Source organism: Burkholderia oklahomensis C6786, assembly GCF_000959365.1.
Lineage (GTDB): Bacteria > Pseudomonadota > Gammaproteobacteria > Burkholderiales > Burkholderiaceae > Burkholderia > Burkholderia oklahomensis.
Window position 1 is genome coordinate 1,551,602 of the sequence record NZ_CP009555.1, and the last position, 16,123, is coordinate 1,567,724.

At 69.2% G+C, this 16,123-nt stretch carries 12 protein-coding genes; 4 read left to right on the forward strand and 8 right to left on the reverse strand.

The genetic code is table 11. The features are described 5' to 3' along the window. The first annotated feature begins 2 nt into the window (after window positions 1-2). On the forward strand, window positions 3-455 hold the full coding sequence (gene fliJ, locus BG90_RS06930; RefSeq protein WP_010100948.1) for a flagellar export protein FliJ: 453 nt from the start codon (window positions 3-5) through the stop codon (window positions 453-455). Between the two features lie 36 nt (window positions 456-491). Continuing rightward, the gene (locus BG90_RS06935; protein ID WP_045568097.1) at window positions 492-1,910 is read left to right on the forward strand and encodes a flagellar hook-length control protein FliK; all 1,419 of its coding nucleotides are present in this window, start codon (window positions 492-494) and stop codon (window positions 1,908-1,910) included. Between the two features lie 40 nt (window positions 1,911-1,950). Here the strand turns inward: BG90_RS06935 and BG90_RS06940 are convergent, their stop codons facing one another. After that, window positions 1,951-3,594, reverse strand: coding sequence for a GMC family oxidoreductase (locus BG90_RS06940; RefSeq protein WP_010113314.1), 1,644 nt, complete (start codon window positions 3,592-3,594; stop codon window positions 1,951-1,953). 226 nt (window positions 3,595-3,820) lie between these two features. Between BG90_RS06940 and BG90_RS06945 the strand changes: the two genes are divergently transcribed. Next, on the forward strand, window positions 3,821-5,500 hold the full coding sequence (locus BG90_RS06945) for an isovaleryl-CoA dehydrogenase (RefSeq protein WP_010113312.1): 1,680 nt from the start codon (window positions 3,821-3,823) through the stop codon (window positions 5,498-5,500). A gap of 34 nt (window positions 5,501-5,534) precedes the next feature. Then, window positions 5,535-6,953 (forward strand): coniferyl aldehyde dehydrogenase, encoded by a 1,419-nt coding sequence (locus BG90_RS06950; protein WP_010113310.1) that lies wholly within the window; start codon window positions 5,535-5,537, stop codon window positions 6,951-6,953. An 83-nt stretch (window positions 6,954-7,036) separates the two neighbouring features. On the opposite strand, the gene BG90_RS06955 is transcribed toward BG90_RS06950, so the two are convergent. The 7 genes from BG90_RS06955 to BG90_RS06985 all read right to left on the reverse strand — a co-directional run bounded on the left by BG90_RS06955 (window position 7,037) and on the right by BG90_RS06985 (window position 16,042). Next, the gene (locus BG90_RS06955) at window positions 7,037-8,347 is read right to left on the reverse strand and encodes an MFS transporter (RefSeq protein ID WP_010113305.1); all 1,311 of its coding nucleotides are present in this window, start codon (window positions 8,345-8,347) and stop codon (window positions 7,037-7,039) included. 111 nt (window positions 8,348-8,458) lie between these two features. After that, window positions 8,459-9,349, reverse strand: a complete 891-nt coding sequence (locus BG90_RS06960) for an SMP-30/gluconolactonase/LRE family protein (protein ID WP_010113303.1) — start codon at window positions 9,347-9,349, stop codon at window positions 8,459-8,461. Window positions 9,350-9,353: 4 nt separating this feature from the next. Next, complete coding sequence (locus BG90_RS06965; RefSeq protein WP_010113301.1) at window positions 9,354-10,223, reverse strand: NAD-dependent epimerase/dehydratase family protein; 870 nt, start codon at window positions 10,221-10,223, stop codon at window positions 9,354-9,356. Between the two features lie 2 nt (window positions 10,224-10,225). Continuing rightward, window positions 10,226-11,827 (reverse strand): galactarate dehydratase, encoded by a 1,602-nt coding sequence (gene garD, locus BG90_RS06970; protein WP_025989587.1) that lies wholly within the window; start codon window positions 11,825-11,827, stop codon window positions 10,226-10,228. A 28-nt stretch (window positions 11,828-11,855) separates the two neighbouring features. Beyond that, window positions 11,856-13,217, reverse strand: coding sequence for a glucarate dehydratase (gene gudD, locus BG90_RS06975; RefSeq protein ID WP_045568098.1), 1,362 nt, complete (start codon window positions 13,215-13,217; stop codon window positions 11,856-11,858). A gap of 8 nt (window positions 13,218-13,225) precedes the next feature. Beyond that, the gene (locus tag BG90_RS06980) at window positions 13,226-14,671 is read right to left on the reverse strand and encodes an enolase C-terminal domain-like protein (protein WP_010113295.1); all 1,446 of its coding nucleotides are present in this window, start codon (window positions 14,669-14,671) and stop codon (window positions 13,226-13,228) included. A gap of 15 nt (window positions 14,672-14,686) precedes the next feature. Continuing rightward, a complete protein-coding gene (locus tag BG90_RS06985) occupies window positions 14,687-16,042 on the reverse strand; it encodes an MFS transporter (protein WP_010100926.1) in 1,356 nt (451 codons plus the stop codon). Window positions 16,043-16,123: the final 81 nt, after the last annotated feature.

Genomic DNA, 16,123 nt, shown 5'->3' on the forward strand with positions numbered 1-16,123 from the left:
CCATGGCCCAATCCTTTCCTCTGCAGCTCCTGCTCGACCGCGCGCAGAACGACCTCGACACCGCGACGAAGCAGCTCGGCCACGCGCAGCGCGAGCGCACCGACGCGCAAACGCAGCTCGACGCGCTCTTGCGCTATCGCGACGAATATCGCGTGCGCTTCGCCGAATCCGCGCAATCGGGGATGCCCGCCGGCAACTGGCGCAACTTCCAGGCGTTCCTCGACACGCTCGACGCGGCGATCGACCAGCAGCGGCGCGTGCTCGCCGCCGCGGAGACGCGCATCGACGCGGCGCGCCCCGAGTGGCAGGCGAAGAAGCGCACGCTCGGCTCGTACGAGATCCTGCAGGCGCGCGGCGCGCAGCAGGAAGCGAAGCGCGTCGCGAAGCGCGAGCAGCGCGACGCCGACGAGCACGCGGCGAAAGTGCTGCGCATGCGCGCGGAAGCGGCGAAGTAAGCGCCGCGCCCATCGAACCCGAACACGAGATCCGACATGCCTCCTCTTCCCCTGATCGGTATGCTGCTCGGCGCAGCGAGCACGATGGTCAAGTCGTCGGCCGGCTCCGCGGCGAACGCGTCAGGCGCGTCGAGCGCGTCGAGCGCGTCGTCAGGCGATGCGTCGCCGGCCGCGCCGTTCGCGCAAACGCTCAGGCAGAGCGTGCAGACGCAGCGCCAGACCCTTGCGAATGCGAACACGAACGCGCAGAACGCCGGCAATGCGACGAACGCCGCGGCGAATTCGTCCGCCTCCGGCGCGAGCGCGCAGACGACGGCGAGCGCGGGCAACGCGAAGGACGCCGGCAAACCGGATGACGAGGACGACGACGAAACCGCGACGCAATCGGCGTCCGCCGACGCGGCGGCGCTCGCCGCAGCCGCATCGCTGCAAGCGCAGTTGCAGGCGCGGCCCGACGCGCAGACGGCGCAGGCGGTGCAGACGGCCGCCGATGCGGCCGCCGCGCAAGCGGGCACGGGCGGCGACGCCGCCCATCCGTCGACCACGATCGCGGCGGGCGCCGCCGCTCAGGACAGCGCCGTTGCGTCCGATCGCGCCGGCACGCAGCAGCCGATCGGCGATGCGCTGAATGCCGCGTTGAGCAAGCTCACGAGCGCCGGCAAGACGAGCGCGACGACGACGCCCGCCGCACCGCCGGCGAGCCAGGGCAACGCGCCGCTCGCCGCGAACGGCTCCGCATTCGACAGGATGCTCGCCGGCGCGAAGGCTCCGGGCGTGCAAACCGCACTCACCGATGCATCGGGCGCGAACCCCGCGGCCGCCATCGCGAACGCCGCCGCGAATGCGGCTCAGCCGGACGCGACGGGCGCGCTCGCCGCACTGCAGGACGCCGCCGATTCCGCGCGCGCGACGCTCGCCGCGTCGAGCGCGCCGGCTGCGCTGCAACAGGCGGCGCCGGCCGCGCTCGCCACGAACGCCGCGGCGGCTTCGGCCGCGCCGACGCTCGCACCGCCCGTCGGCACGCCGGACTGGGCCGACGCGCTGAGCCAAAAGGTCGTGTTCCTGTCGAACGCGCATCAGCAGAGCGCGGAGCTCACGCTGAATCCGCCCGATCTCGGGCCGCTGCAAGTCGTGCTGCGCGTCGCGGACAACCATGCGCACGCGCTCTTCGTATCGCAGCACGCGCAGGTGCGCGACGCGGTCGAAGCCGCGCTGCCGAAGCTGCGCGAAGCGATGGAAGCCGGCGGACTCGGGCTCGGCAGCGCGAGCGTCAGCGACGGCGGCTTCGCGTCCGCGCAACAGCAGCAGACCCCGCAACGACAATCGTCGGACGGATCCGCGACGCGACGCGCGTTCGGCGCGACGACGGCCGACGCCGCGCTCGACGACGTCTCGGCGACAACCTCCAGCGGCGCGACGCGACGCAGCGTCGGGATGGTCGACACGTTCGCCTGACGGCCGCGCGCATCAGCCGCCGTGCGTCAGCCGCCGTGCGTCAGCCGCCGTGCGTCGCCGCGACCCGCTCGCGAGCGGGCGCGGCCTGCCCTTTGCGCGCGGCCACGATGAACTCCGCCGCGCGCTCGCCGATCATCACGGTCGGCGCATTCGTGTTGCCGCCGATCAGCGTCGGCATCACCGACGCATCGACGATCCGCAATCCCTCGACCCCGTTCACGCGCAATTGCGGATCGACGACCGCGCGCGCGTCGGTGCCCATCCGGCACGTGCCGACCGGGTGATAGATCGTGTCCGCGTGCTCGACGATCGCGGCGCGCAGCTGCGCGTCGGTGTCGTTCGGATCGGTGTACAGCTCGCGCCCGCCTTGCGACGCGAGCGGCGCGGCGGACAGGATCTTGCGCATCGCCTTCGCGCCGCGGATCAGCAGGTCGAGATCGCGCTCGTCGCTGAAGAAGCGCGGATCGATGAGCGGTGCGACGCGCGCGTCGCTGCTCGCGAGCGCGACGTTGCCGCGGCTCTTCGGCCGCAGCGCGCACACGTGCAGCGAATAGCCGAAGCCCCAGTGCATGTTGCGATTGTGGTCGTCGACGAGCGCCGTGCAGAAGTGCAGTTGCAGATCGGGACGATCGAGGCCGGGCTCGCTCTTGATGAAGCCGCCCGCCTCGGCGACGTTGCTCGTCATCATCCCTTCGCGCTTCGCCAGATAGCTGAACAGCGCGGGCGTCATCTTCGCGAGGCCGCGCAAGCAGATGCCGACGAGCTCGGACGAATTCACGCGCTTGTTGATGATGAAGTCGATGTGATCGATCAGGTTCTCGCCGACGTCGGGCGCATCGTGCACGAGCGCGACGCCGTGCCGGCGCAGCTGCGCGGCCGGGCCGACGCCCGAGCACATCAGCAGTTGCGGCGTATTGAACGCGCCCGCCGACAGGATCACCTCCGCGCGCGCGCCGAGCTTCTCGACGCGTCCGCCGCGCGCGAGCTCGACGCCCGTCGCGCGCCTGCCGTCGAACACGACGCGCAGCACCGTCGCATCGACGATCACGTGCAGGTTCGGCCGCGTGCGGCCGTACACGTAGGCGCGCGCGACGCTGCAGCGCGCGCCGTCGCGGTGCGTGACCTGATAGAAGCCGACGCCTTCCTGATTCTCGCCGTTGAAGTCGTCGTTGAGCGGATAGCCCGCTTCGTGCGCGGCCGCGATGAATCGTTCGGAGAACGGATTACGGAAGCGCAGATCGGACACCGTGAGCGGACCGTCCGCGCCGTGCCATTCGTTCGCGCCGCGCTCGTTGCCTTCCGCGCGGCGGAAGTACGGCAGCACGTCGCGCCATCCCCAGCCGGCGCAGCCGAGCTGCGCCCATTCGTCGTAATCGTGCGGATGGCCGCGCGTGTAGATCATCGCGTTGATCGCGCTCGAGCCGCCGAGCCCGCGGCCGCGAGGCTGATAGCCGCGGCGTCCGCCGAGGCCCGGCTGCGGCACCGTTTCGTAGCCGTAGTTCGTGCCGAGCTTGAACGGCACGAGCGCCGCGATCCCCACCGGCATGTTGACGAGCAGATTGCGTTCGTTGTGACCGCCCGCTTCGATCAGCGCGATCGTCGCGTCCGGGCACGCGTCGGCCAGGCGCCCCGCGAGGCTCGAGCCGCCGGAACCGGCCCCGACGATAATGTAGTCGTACTGCATGTCACGTCTCCCTGTTTGTATCAACGGCGGCTGGAATCGCGATCGAGACAGCCGGCTTGGCTCGCCATGTTCGCGCATTTTAGGAACACAAGACGAGCCGGGACATCCCGACTCAAGAGCGATTCCTCTAAACGGCGGCGTGAACTAAATTTAAGATGATCGGATTCGCCTCGCGCGGAGGACGCGGCCAACAGAAGCCGGGCCCCGCGAAATGGGAGACAAAGGCATGCAGCAAGACTTTCTGACGGCGACGCACCGGGTGACGAACCAGGCGCCGCCGCTTCACGACTATAACGCGTTTGAAACAGATGCCGCGCTCGTCGATGCCGTCGAACGGTACGACGCGAGCTGGCATCAAACGGCGCTCGCGCGCGACGGCGCCGCGCTGACGACGCTCGACGCGCTCGCGCTCGCCGATCTCGCCAACCGGCATGCGCCCGAGCTGTCGACGCACAGCCCGCGCGGCGAGCGCATCGACGCACTCGAATTCCATCCGAGCTGGCATCGGCTGCTCGCGCTGCTGCGCGGCGAAGGGCTGCACGCGCTGCCGTTTTCGGCCCCGCGGCCGGGCGCGATGGTCGCGCGCTGCGCCGGGTATTTCCTGCATGCGCAACTCGAATCCGGGTCGCTCTGTCCGCTCACGATGACGTTCGCGAGCATTCCGGTGCTGCAGCGCGAACCGGCCCTTTTTGAGACGCTGCGCGGCAAGCTCTATTCGCGCGAGCACGACGCGCGCGACGCGCCGCTGCCGGAAAAGCGCTCGATGATGGTCGGCATGGGGATGACCGAGAAGCAAGGCGGCTCCGACGTGCGCAGCAACGAGACGCAAGCGTATCCGCTCGGCGCGGGCGGTCGCGGCGAAGCGTATCGGCTCGTCGGTCACAAATGGTTCTTCTCCGCGCCGCAGTGCGACGCGCATCTCGTGCTCGCGCGCACGGCCGGGCACGCGGGCATCTCGTGCTTCTACGTGCCGCGCTTTTCGCCGGACGGCAGCAAGAACGCGGTGCAGGTGCAGCGCCTGAAGGACAAGCTCGGCAACCGCTCGAACGCGAGCAGCGAAGTCGAATTCCTGAATGCGTACGGCGTGATGATCGGCGACGAAGGACGCGGCGTGCCGACGATCATCGAGATGGCGAACTACACGCGACTCGATTGCGTGATCGGCAGCGCGGCGCTGATGCGCGCGGCGCTCGTGCAGGCGATCCATCATGCGCGGCATCGCAGCGCGTTCGGCCGCCTGCTCGCCGATCAGCCGCTGATGCGCAACGTGCTCGCCGATCTGGCGCTCGAATCGGAAGCGGCGACCGCGCTCTTCATGCGGCTCGCGCATGCGTTCGAGGAGGATGCCGCGGCGCGCTCGCCGCAGGCGCGCGGCTGGCGCCGCATCGTCACGCCGGCCGCGAAGTTCTGGGTCTGCAAGCGCACGCTCGAATTCACCGGCGAAGCGATGGAAGTATGGGGCGGCAACGGCTACGTCGAAACCGCGCCGATGGCGCGCTTCTATCGCGAAGCGCCCGTCAACTCGATCTGGGAAGGGTCGGGCAACGTCATGTGCCTCGACGTGCTGCGCGCGATCGAGCGCGAGCCCGACGCGGCCGCCGCGCTCTTCGCCGAATGGCGGGATGCGGCGAAGCACAGCGCGCCGCTCGCCGACGCGCTCGCGGAATTGACGCGCCTGCTGTCCCTCGAACCCGAGCAACGCGAAGCATGCGCGCGCCGGATCGCGCAACGCATCGCACTCGTCGCGCAGGCCTCGCTGCTGCTACGCGACGGGCCGCCCGCCGTCGCCGAGGCGTTCGTCGCCACGCGCTTCGGCGACGCCAGCAGCGAAACCGGACGCGTTTATGGAACGCTGCCGGCCACCTTCGATCACGCCGCGCTCATCGAGCGGGCGTTCCCGGCCTGAATGCCGGCCACACCCGTATCGCACTGGAGACGCCATGAAGAACGATCTGCCCGGTTTAGCCACCCTCGACGCGCTGCTGCGCGACCAGCGCGCCGCGTATCTGCGCGCGCCGTATCCGTCGTGGGCGACGCGCGCCGACCACCTGCGCGCACTGCGCAAGATGCTGCTGGACAACCGCGACGCGCTCGCGGCCGCCATCAGCGCGGACTTCGGCCATCGCGCGAAGGAAGAAGTGCTGATGTCCGAGGTCTGGCTCGCGAAAGAGGAAATCGACGAAGCGCTCAAGCACGGCAAGCGCTGGATCAAGCCGAAGAGCCGGACGATGAACAAGTGGATGCGCCCGGCGCGCGCGAAGGTGATGCCGCAGCCGCTCGGCGTCGTCGGCATCGTCGTGCCGTGGAACTACCCGGTGCTGCTCGCCGCGGGGCCGCTCATCTGCGCGCTCGCCGCGGGCAACCGCGCGATCATCAAGATGTCCGAACTGACGCCGCGCACGTCGCAGCTGTTCGAGGAACTGATCGCGAAGACCTTCGCGCGCGATCACGTCGCGGTCGTCAACGGCGATGCAGAAATCGGCGCTGCGTTCAGCGGGCTGCCGTTCGATCATCTGCTCTTCACCGGCTCGACGAACGTCGGCCGCCACGTGATGCGCGCGGCCGCCGAACACCTGACGCCCGTCACGCTCGAGCTCGGCGGCAAGTCGCCCGTGATCGTCGGGCCGCGCGCACGCTTCGACGCGGCGGTCGACGCGATCATCACCGGCAAGACGCTGAACGCGGGCCAGACCTGCATCGCGCCCGACTACGTGCTCGTGCCGCGCGGCCGGGAAGCGGCGTTCGTCGCGCGTGCGCGCGAGCGGATGGCGAAGCTCTATCCGAATCTGTCGACGAATCCGGACTACACGTCGATCGTCTCCGAGCGTCACTTCACGCGGCTGCAGCGGCTCGCGAGCGAAGCGCAGGAAGCGGGCGCGCAGCTCCATCCGCTCACCGACGCGGCGCCCGATCCCGTGCTGCGCCGGCTGCCGCCCGTCCTCGTCACGCAGGCGCCCGACGCGTCGCAGCTGATGCAGGAAGAGATCTTCGGGCCGCTCTTGCCGATCGTCCCGTACGACACGCTCGACGATGCGATCACCTACGTGAACGCGCGCCCGCGGCCGCTCGCGCTGTATCTGTTCGACGAAGACCGCGCGACCGTCGAGCGCGTGATGCGCGACACGATCTCGGGCGGCGTGACGGTCAACGACACGCTGATGCACATCGCGTGCGGCACGCTGCCGTTCGGCGGCGTCGGCGCGAGCGGCATGGGCGCGTACCACGGCTACGACGGCTTCGTCACGTTCTCGAAGATGAAGCCCGTGCTCACGCAGCCGCGTCTCAACACGCGCAGCATGATCGCGCCGCCGTACGGCAAGCGCTTCGCGGCGATTCTCAAGATGATGCTGAAGTTCTGATGCGTCGCCGCTGACGCCGGACGAACGAAGGGCCGCAGCGTGCGGCCCTTTTCTCTTGCGGGTTGCGAATCGCGGCGCGTCGTTCAACCGCCCGCGCCCGATGCGGCCGGCGAATGTTCCGGCGCGGCGTTCGAAGGCGCGCGCGGCTGCGCATCGGGCAACAACGTCCAGACGACGACCGCGCCGACGATGTCGAACGCGGCGAGCGCGACGAACAGCGGATCGTAGCCGACGACCGCGACGAGCGCGCCGACCGCGAGCGAGAAGAGCGTCGCGCCGAGATAGCCGGACATGCCCGCGAGCCCCGTCGCGGTCGCGACCTCGTGCCGGCCGAACACGTCCGACGCGAGCGTGTAGAGCGCGCCCGACAGCGTCTGATGCGCGAAACCGCCGACGCAGAAGAGCGCGATCGCGGTGTACGGGCTCGTCGCGAGCCCGATGCACGCCGGCCCGATCATGCACAGCGCGCCCGTTGCCATCACCATCTTGCGCGATGCGATGAGCGTCGTGCCGAAGCGCTTCCGATACCACGGCGCGAGATAGCCGCCGAACAGACAGCCGAGGTCGGCCGCGAGGAACGGCAGCCACGCGAACATCGCGATCTCCTTCAGATTCATGTGGCGCACGGTCGCCATATACAGAGGAATCCAGAAGTTGAACGTCTGCCACGCGGGCTCGGACAGGAAGCGCGGAATCGCGAGCCCCCAGAAGCGCCGGCTCTTCACGATCGCGCCCCACGACGGCTTCGCCGCGCCCGCGCGCGGCGCTTCCTGTCCGGCGACGATGTAGTCGCGCTCGGCGGCGGTGAGGCGCGGCTGCTGCGCGGGCGACCGATAGAACGCGAACCACAGTGCGCTCCACACGAACCCGAGCGCACCGACGACGACGAACGCGATGCGCCAGCTGCCGTGCAGCATGCACCAGACGACGAGGGGCGGCGCGATGAGCGCGCCGACCGACGAGCCGATGTTGAACCAGCCGGTCGCGATCGAGCGCTCGTGCGCGGGGAACCATTCGGAGGTCGCCTTGAGCGCCGACGGAAAGCCGGCGGCTTCGGTGATGCCGAGCATCGCGCGGAACGCGGCGAGCGCGATCCAGTTGCCGGCCGTGCCGTGCAGCATGCAGACGAGCGACCACGCCAGCGCGAACAGCGCGAAGCCGAGCCTCGTGCCGAGCAGGTCGAGCGCATAGCCTGCGATCGGCTGCATCACCATGTACGCCGCCTGGAACGATGCGACGATGAAGCCGTATTGCTGCGTCGAGATATTCAACAGCTTGTTGACTTCGGGCGCCGCCGTCGCGAGCGCGTTGCGCGCGAGATAGTTGACGATGAGGCCCAGCGTCACGAGCCCGATCATCCACCAGCGCACGTTGCCGATCCGCTTTACGTTCATGGTGTCTCCGTCCTTTGTCGCATGTCGTTGTATGTCGTTGCCCGTCGTCGCGTGCCTTCGAATGGTGCGAATGCTTCGCGTGCGAGCGCGATGCGATGCGGCGCGGCGCGCTCAGAGCCGCATCGCCGACTCCGGCAAGCCGCATGCGCGGGGGTCCAGCGCGAACGTCGCGCCCGACAGCGGATCGTCGTCCGTGCGTATCGACGTGACGAACAGCGTGTCGTACCGCGCGCCGCCGAACGCGCACATCGACGGCTTCGCGACCGGCACCGCGATGCTGCGATCGAGCCTGCCGTCCGGCGTGAAGCGATGCACGTATCCGGAATCGATGCCGCAGATCCAGTAGCAGCCGTCCTCGTCGACGGCCGCGCCGTCGGGCCGGCCCGCGTGCGCGTTCATGTCGACGAACACGCGCCGCCCGTGCGGGCGTCCCGCATCGACGTCGTAGTCGAACGCCCAGACGATCCGGCGCGTCGGATGCGAGTCCGACAGATACATCGTGCGGCCGTCCGGGCTGAACGCGAGCCCGTTCGGCACGATCAGCGCATCGCACTCGGCGGCGAGCGCGCGCGCGTTCGAATCGAGCCGATAGAGCCGGCCCGATGCGCGCGCAAGCGACGTGTCACACGCCATCGTGCCCGCCCAGAAACGTCCCTGCCGATCGCAGCGGCCGTCGTTGAAGCGCATGCCGTCTGCCGCGTGCGCGACGCCCGCGAGCAGCACGGGCTCGGGCAGCGGCGCGCCCGGCGCGGGACGCGGCACGCGATAGACGCCCGTCTGCATCGCAAGCGCGATCCCGCCGTCGGCGATCATTGCGATCGAGCCCGCCATCTCGGGCAACACCCACGCGTGCGCGCGATTCGTTTCGGATTCCCAACGCCACAGCGCGCGGCCCGTGATGTCGGTCCAGTAGAGCGCTGCCTCGCCCGCGTGCCACACGGGGCTTTCGCCGACGCCGCAGCGCATGTCGCCGATCCGCTCGACCGATGTCGACGCGCGCATGGCGTCAGTCTCCGAACGGGCCGGCCGTCACGAACGCGCCGCCTTGATGGCGGCGCGCCGGATCGTCGTCGGGCAGCGGCGCCTGCGTGCGCTCGATCTGCTCGCGCCACGGCTCGCTCGACTGCGTCGGCCGGTAGCCGAGATGCGCGGCGCGCGCGTTGTCCCACCATGCATCGCGATTCGCCGACATCCCGTAGACGATCGTGCAGCCGACGCGCGGCACGAACATCGCGCGCCGCACGAGCTGCTCGAGATCGTCGTAGCCGAGCCACGTGACGAGCATGCGGCGATCCTTCGGCTCCGGAAACGACGAACCGATGCGAATGCACACGCTTTGGATGCCGTAGCGATCGTGATAGAACTGCGCGAGCTGCTCGCCGAACGCCTTGCTCAACCCGTAGTAGCCGTCGGGTCGCGGCGGCGCGGCCGTATCGATGCGCTCGCCCTGCGCGTAGAAACCCGTCACGTGATTCGAGCTCGCGAATACGACGCGGCGCACGCGGTGCCGGCGCGCCGCTTCGTACACGTGATACGTGCCCGCGATGTTCGCGGGCAGCACCGTATCGAACGGATGCTCGACCGACACGCCGCCGAAATGCACGATCACGTCGACGCCGCGCACAAGCGCGTCGACGGCCGCCGCGTCGGCGAGATCGCAGCGCACGCATTCCTCGCCGGGCCGCGCGCCGTCGAGCGGCGCGATATCGGATACGCGCACGACATCCGCGTAGCGATGCAGCCGATCGCGCAGCACGCGGCCGAGATTGCCGGCCGCACCGGTCAGCAGGATGCGGCCGCAGTGCGCGGCGACGCCGTCGAGCGGATCGCCGCCTGCCGCCGAAGCGTCGTCGTTCGAATGAAGGATGTCGGTCATGATCAGGTCACCGGCGCGGGATTGAACAGAACGAGCGCGTTGTGCAGGCCGAGCGCGTCGGCGCACACCTGGCGGCGGCCGCTCGCGACATCGAGAATCAGACGGAACAGCTCCCAGCCGACGTCGGCGATGCTCGCCTCGCCGGTCGCGATGCGGCCCGCGTCGAGATCGATCAGGTCGTGCCAGCGCTCGGAGAGCGCCTTGCGCGTCGACACCTTGATGACGGGCGCCATCGCGAGGCCATACGGCGTGCCGCGCCCCGTCGTGAACACCTGCAGGTTGATGCCCGACGCGAGCTGCAGCGTGCCGCAGACGAAATCGCTCGCGGGCGTCGCCGCGAAGATCAGCCCCTTGCGCCGCATCTTCTCGCCGGGCCCGAGCACGTCGACGATCGGGCTCGTGCCCGATTTGACGATCGAGCCCAATGCCTTTTCCACGACGTTCGAGAGCCCGCCCGTCTTGTTGCCGGGCGACGGGTTCGCGCTGCGGTCGGTCTCGCCGCGCTTCAGGTAATCGTCGTACCACGCCATCTCGCGCAGCAGCGCGCGGCCGACGTCCTCGTCGATCGCGCGCGGCGTCAGCAGGTGAATCGCGTCGCGCACTTCGGTCACTTCGGAGAACATCACCGTGCCGCCCGCGCGCACGATCAGATCGGCCGCGAAGCCGACGGCAGGATTCGCGGTGACGCCCGAGAACGCGTCGCTGCCGCCGCACTGCACGCCGACGACGAGATCGGACGCCGGGCACGGCTCGCGGCGGCGCCGGTTCAACTGCGCGAGACGCCGGCCGGCCATCTCCATGATCGCGTCGACCATCCCGCCGAAGCCGTCGAACGCTTCGTCCTGCAGACGAAGCACGGGCGAATCGGCCGTGCCCGCGACCTCGATCGGAATGCGCCCGCCGGGCGCGAGCGATTCCGGCACGAGGCGCTCGGGCACGAGCTTCTCGCAGCCGAGGCCGATCACCATCACCTCGCCGCCGAAGTTCGGATTGAGCGCGAGATTCTGCAACGTGCGGATCGGCACGATCGCGGCCGGCGCGTTGATCGCGACGCCGCAGCCGTACGTGTGGTTCAGCGCGACGACATCGTCGACGTTCGGATAGCGCGGCAGCAGCTCGCGCTTGATCCGCGCGACCACGTAATCGGTGACGCCCGCGACGCACTGCACGCTCGTCATGATGCCGAGCACGTTCTTCGTGCCGACGGTGCCGTCCGCGTTGCGATAGCCGTCGAACGTGTAGCCGTCGAGCTTCGGCGGCTTCGGATCGTGACGCGTCGCGAGCGGCAGCTCGGCGAGCGCGGGCGCCGACGGCAGCCGCACCGCGTGCTCGTTGACCCAACTGCCGCGCGGCAGCGGCTTCGCCGCGCAGCCGATCACTTCGCCGTAGCGGATCACCGCGTCGCCTTCGGCGAGATCGGCGAGCGCGACCTTGTGCCCCTGCGGCACGCCTTCGACGAGCACGGTGCCGTCGGCGAGCGTCGCGCCGGCGGGCAGGCCGCGCGCGTTGACGACGATCGCGACGTTGTCGCTGTCGTGCACGCGGATCGTCAGCGCGTTGTCCGATCGCGCGCGCGTGTCGCCGGTCAATGTGGATTCCAGCATCGAATGCTCCGTGAATGGTCGACGTCGCTCAACGCACGAGACAAGGCCGCTTGTTGTCGAACGTCCAGTTCGGCACCAGGTATTGCATCGCGACCGCGTCGTCGCGGCTGCCCAGGCCGTGTTCCAGGTAAAGCTGGTGCGCGGCCTCGAGCGCCGCTTCGTCGATCTCGACGCCGAGCCCGCCGCGCTGCGGCACGGCGACGTGACCGTCCTCGATGCGCAACGGCTCGCGCGTCAGGCGCTGGCCGTCCTGCCAGATCCAGTGCGTGTCGATCGCGGTGATGTCGCCGGGCGCCGCCGCCGCGACGTGCGTGAACATCGCGAGCGAAATGTCGAAGTGACTGTTCGAATGCGAGCCCCACGTGAGCCCCCATTCGTCGCACAACTGCGCGACGCGCACCGAGCCTCGCATCGTCCAGAAATGCGGATCGGCGAGCGGAATGTCGACCGAGCCGAGCCGGATCGCGTGACCGAGCTGACGCCAGTCGGTCGCGATCATGTTGGTCGCCGTGGGAAGGCCGGTCGCGCGGCGAAACTCGGCCATGATCTCGCGGCCCGAGTAGCCGTTCTCCGCGCCGCACGGATCTTCCGCGTACGCGAGCACATCGTCCTTGCCGCGGCAGAGGCGGATCGCCTCCCGCAGCGACCACGCGCCGTTCGGGTCCAGCGTGATGCGCGCGTTCGGAAAGCGCTTCGCAAGCGCCGTCACCGCCGCGATTTCGTCGTCGCCCGACAGCACGCCGCCCTTCAGTTTGAAGTCCTGAAATCCGTAGCGCGCGTGCGCGGCTTCGGCGAGACGCACCACCGCATCGGGCGTGAGCGCCGCTTCGTTGCGCAGACGAAACCATGCGTCGTCGGCGCCCGTCTCACTGCGGTAATCGAGATCGGTACGGTTGCGATCGCCGATGTAGAACAGGTAGCCGAGCATCGGCACGCGGCTGCGCTGCTGGCCTTCGCCGAGCAGCGCGGCGACCGGCGCGTCGAGATGCTGGCCGAGCAGATCGAGCAGCGCGGCTTCGAGCGCCGTCACCGCGTGAATCGCGACGCGCAGGTCGAACGTCTGCAAGCCGCGGCCGCCCGCGTCGCGATCGGCGAAGCGTCCGCGCACCGCGTTCAGCACGGCCTGCCAGCGGCCGATCGGCTGGCCGACGACGAGCGCGCGCGCATCGTCGAGCGTGCGGCGAATCGCCTCGCCGCCGGGCACTTCGCCGACGCCCGTATTGCCCGCGCTGTCGCGGATCAGCACGACGTTGCGCGTGAAGAACGGACCGTGCGCGCCGCTCAGGTTCAGCAGCATGCTGTCGCGTCCGGCCACGGGCACGACGCGCAGGTCGGACACGACGGGCGTCGTCGTACGGCTCAATTCGGTTTGAATCACGTGTGTCTCCATCGAAGCGTTCATGCGCCGCGCCCGGCCGCGCGCGCGGCGGCGGCGCTCAGGCTCGGCCGTTTCGGGTCGTAGGTCCAGCCCGGAACGAGGTATTGCATCGCCCGTGCGTCGTCGCGCGCGCCGGGTCCGAGGGTCTCGTACAGCGCGTGGGCCTGCATCACGCGATCCATGTCGAGCTCGACGCCGAGTCCCGGCCGATCCGGCACGGCGACACGCCCGCGCGCGATCCGCAGCGGCTCGCGCGTCAGGCGCTCGTCGGCCTCCTGCCAGATCCAGTGGGTGTCGATCGCGGTGATGTCGCCGGGCGCCGCCGCCGCGACGTGCGTGAACATCGCGAGCGAAATGTCGAAATGATTGTTCGAATGCGAACCCCACGTGAGCCCCCATTCGTCGCACAACTGCGCGACGCGCACCGAGCCCTGCATCGTCCAGAAATGCGGATCGGCGAGCGGAATGTCGACCGCCTGCAGCAACGCCGCATGACCGAGCTGCCGCCAATCGGTCGCGATCATGTTGGTCGCCGTCGGCATGTCGGTCGCGCGCTTGAATTCGGCCATGATCTCGCGGCCCGAATAGCCGTCCTCCGGCCCGCACGGATCTTCCGCATACGCGGGCAGATCGCGCCGGCCCTTGCACAACGCGATCGCTTCGCCGAGCGACCATGCGCCGTTCGGATCGAGCGTCACGCGCGAGCGCGGAAAGCGCGCCTTGATCGCCGCGACCGCCTGCATCTCGTCCTCGCCTTCCATCACGCCGCCCTTCAGCTTGAAGTCGGCGAAGCCGTAGCGATCGGCGGCGGCTTCGGCAAGGCGCGCGATCTGCGCGGGCGTCGTCGCGGCTTCGCGGCGCACGCGCAGCCAGTCGTCGGCGCCGTCGATGCCCTCCGGATACGGCAGGTCGGTCTTGCGGCGCTCGCCGATGTAGAACAGATACGCGAGCATCGGCACCGCATCGCGCTGCCGGCCTGCGCCGAGCAAATCGGCGACGGACACGCCGATGAACTGGCCGAGCAGATCGAGAAGCGCGGCTTCCACCGCGGTCACGACGTTGTCCATCCGCAGATTGATCTCGTGCGGCTGCCGCAGCACCGCGGCCTCCGACGCCGAGCTCACCTGATGGACGGTCGACTGGCGCGCGGCCGGACCGTCGCCCGCGAGCGAGCGACGGATATCGGCGAGCACGCCGTTCGTGCGCCCGACCGGCTGGCCGACGACGAGCGGCGCCGCGCGCTCGAGCGCGCGGCGGATTCCTTCGCCGCCCGGCACCTCGCCGACGCCGACATGACCGGCGTCGTCGTTCAGGATCACGATGTTTCTGGTGAAGAACGGCGCGTGCGCGCCGCACAGGTTCAGCAGCATGCTGTCGCGCCCCGCGACTGGAATCACCTGCATCCGCGTGACGCGCGGCGTGTGCGTGCGCGCATGCGTGACGGCTTCGATCGTATTCGACGTCATGCTCGATGGTTCCGCTTACGATGCCGGCTTCAGTTCGACGCGCCTGATCTCGCCCACCACGAACAGGTAGCAGACGCACGCGACAAGCGCATGAAGCCCCACGTAGACCAGCGCGCCGTTGAACGAGCCGGTCCGGTTGACGATGTAGCCGATCGCGATCGGCGTCGTGATGCTCGACAGATTGCCGAACGTGTTCATCAGCGCGCCGGACAGGCCGGCGATCTGCTTCGGTGCGGTGTCCGAATTGACCGCCCAGCCGAGCGCGCCCATGCCCTTGCCGAAGAACGACAGCGCCATGACCGCGACGACGATCGCCTGCGTGTCGACGTAGTTGCAGACCACCATGCTGATCGACAGCAGCATGCCGAGCACGATCGGCACCTTGCGCGCGACCGACAGCGACGCGCCGCGACGCAGCAGCGCATCGGAGATGAGCCCGCCGAGAATGCCGCCGAGGAAGCCGCAGACGGCCGGCACCGACGCGACGAAGCCCGCCTTCAGGATCGACATCCCGCGCGCCTGCACGAGATACACCGGGAACCAGGTGATGAAGAAGTACGTGAGCGCGTTGATGCAGTACTGCGCGACGTAGACGCCCATCATCATCCGGTTCTTCAGCAACTGCTTGATGTAGCCGAGATCGGGGCCTTCGGCTTTCGAGACGCCCGCGCGGTCCATGTTGACGAGGCCGCCGCCGTTCTCGATGTACTCGATTTCCGCGCGCGTGATGCGCGGATGATCCTTCGGATCGCGTACGAAAAGCCGCCACGCGAATGCCGCCGCGACGCCGATCACGCCCATCACGACGAACACGTAGTGCCAGCCGAACGTGTTCACGAGCCACGCCATCAGCGGCGCGAAGATCACGGTCGCCGCGTACTGCGCGGAATTGAAGATCGCCGATGCGGTGCCGCGCTCGTTCGCCGGAAACCACGCGGCGACGATCCGGCTGTTGGCCGGAAACGAAGGCGCTTCCGCGATGCCGACGAGAAAGCGCAGCGCGAACACGATCGCGATCGCGGCCATGCCGGAGAAGAAGCCGATCGCGCCTTGCGCGAGCGTGAAGATCGACCACATCAGGATGCTCGCCGCATAAACGCGTCGGGATCCGAAACGATCGAGCAGCCAGCCGCCCGGGATCTGCGCGATCACGTATGCCCAACCGAATGCGGAGAAGATGTAGCCGAGCGACACCGCATCGATGCCGAGATCCTTTTGCATCGCCGCGCCGGCGATCGAGATGGTCGCGCGGTCCGCGTAGTTGATCGTCGTCACGACGAACAGCATCGCGAGAATCATGAAGCGCACGCGGCTCACGCGCTCGACGCGCGGCACGCTGCGCGCACCCACGGCGGGGGCTTTGATGTCCATTGTCTCCTCCTTCCGCCGGCGTCCATTATGCGCCGGTCGTTTCAGTGCCGGACCCGGTGCGGCCCGGCTTGTCCGGATATC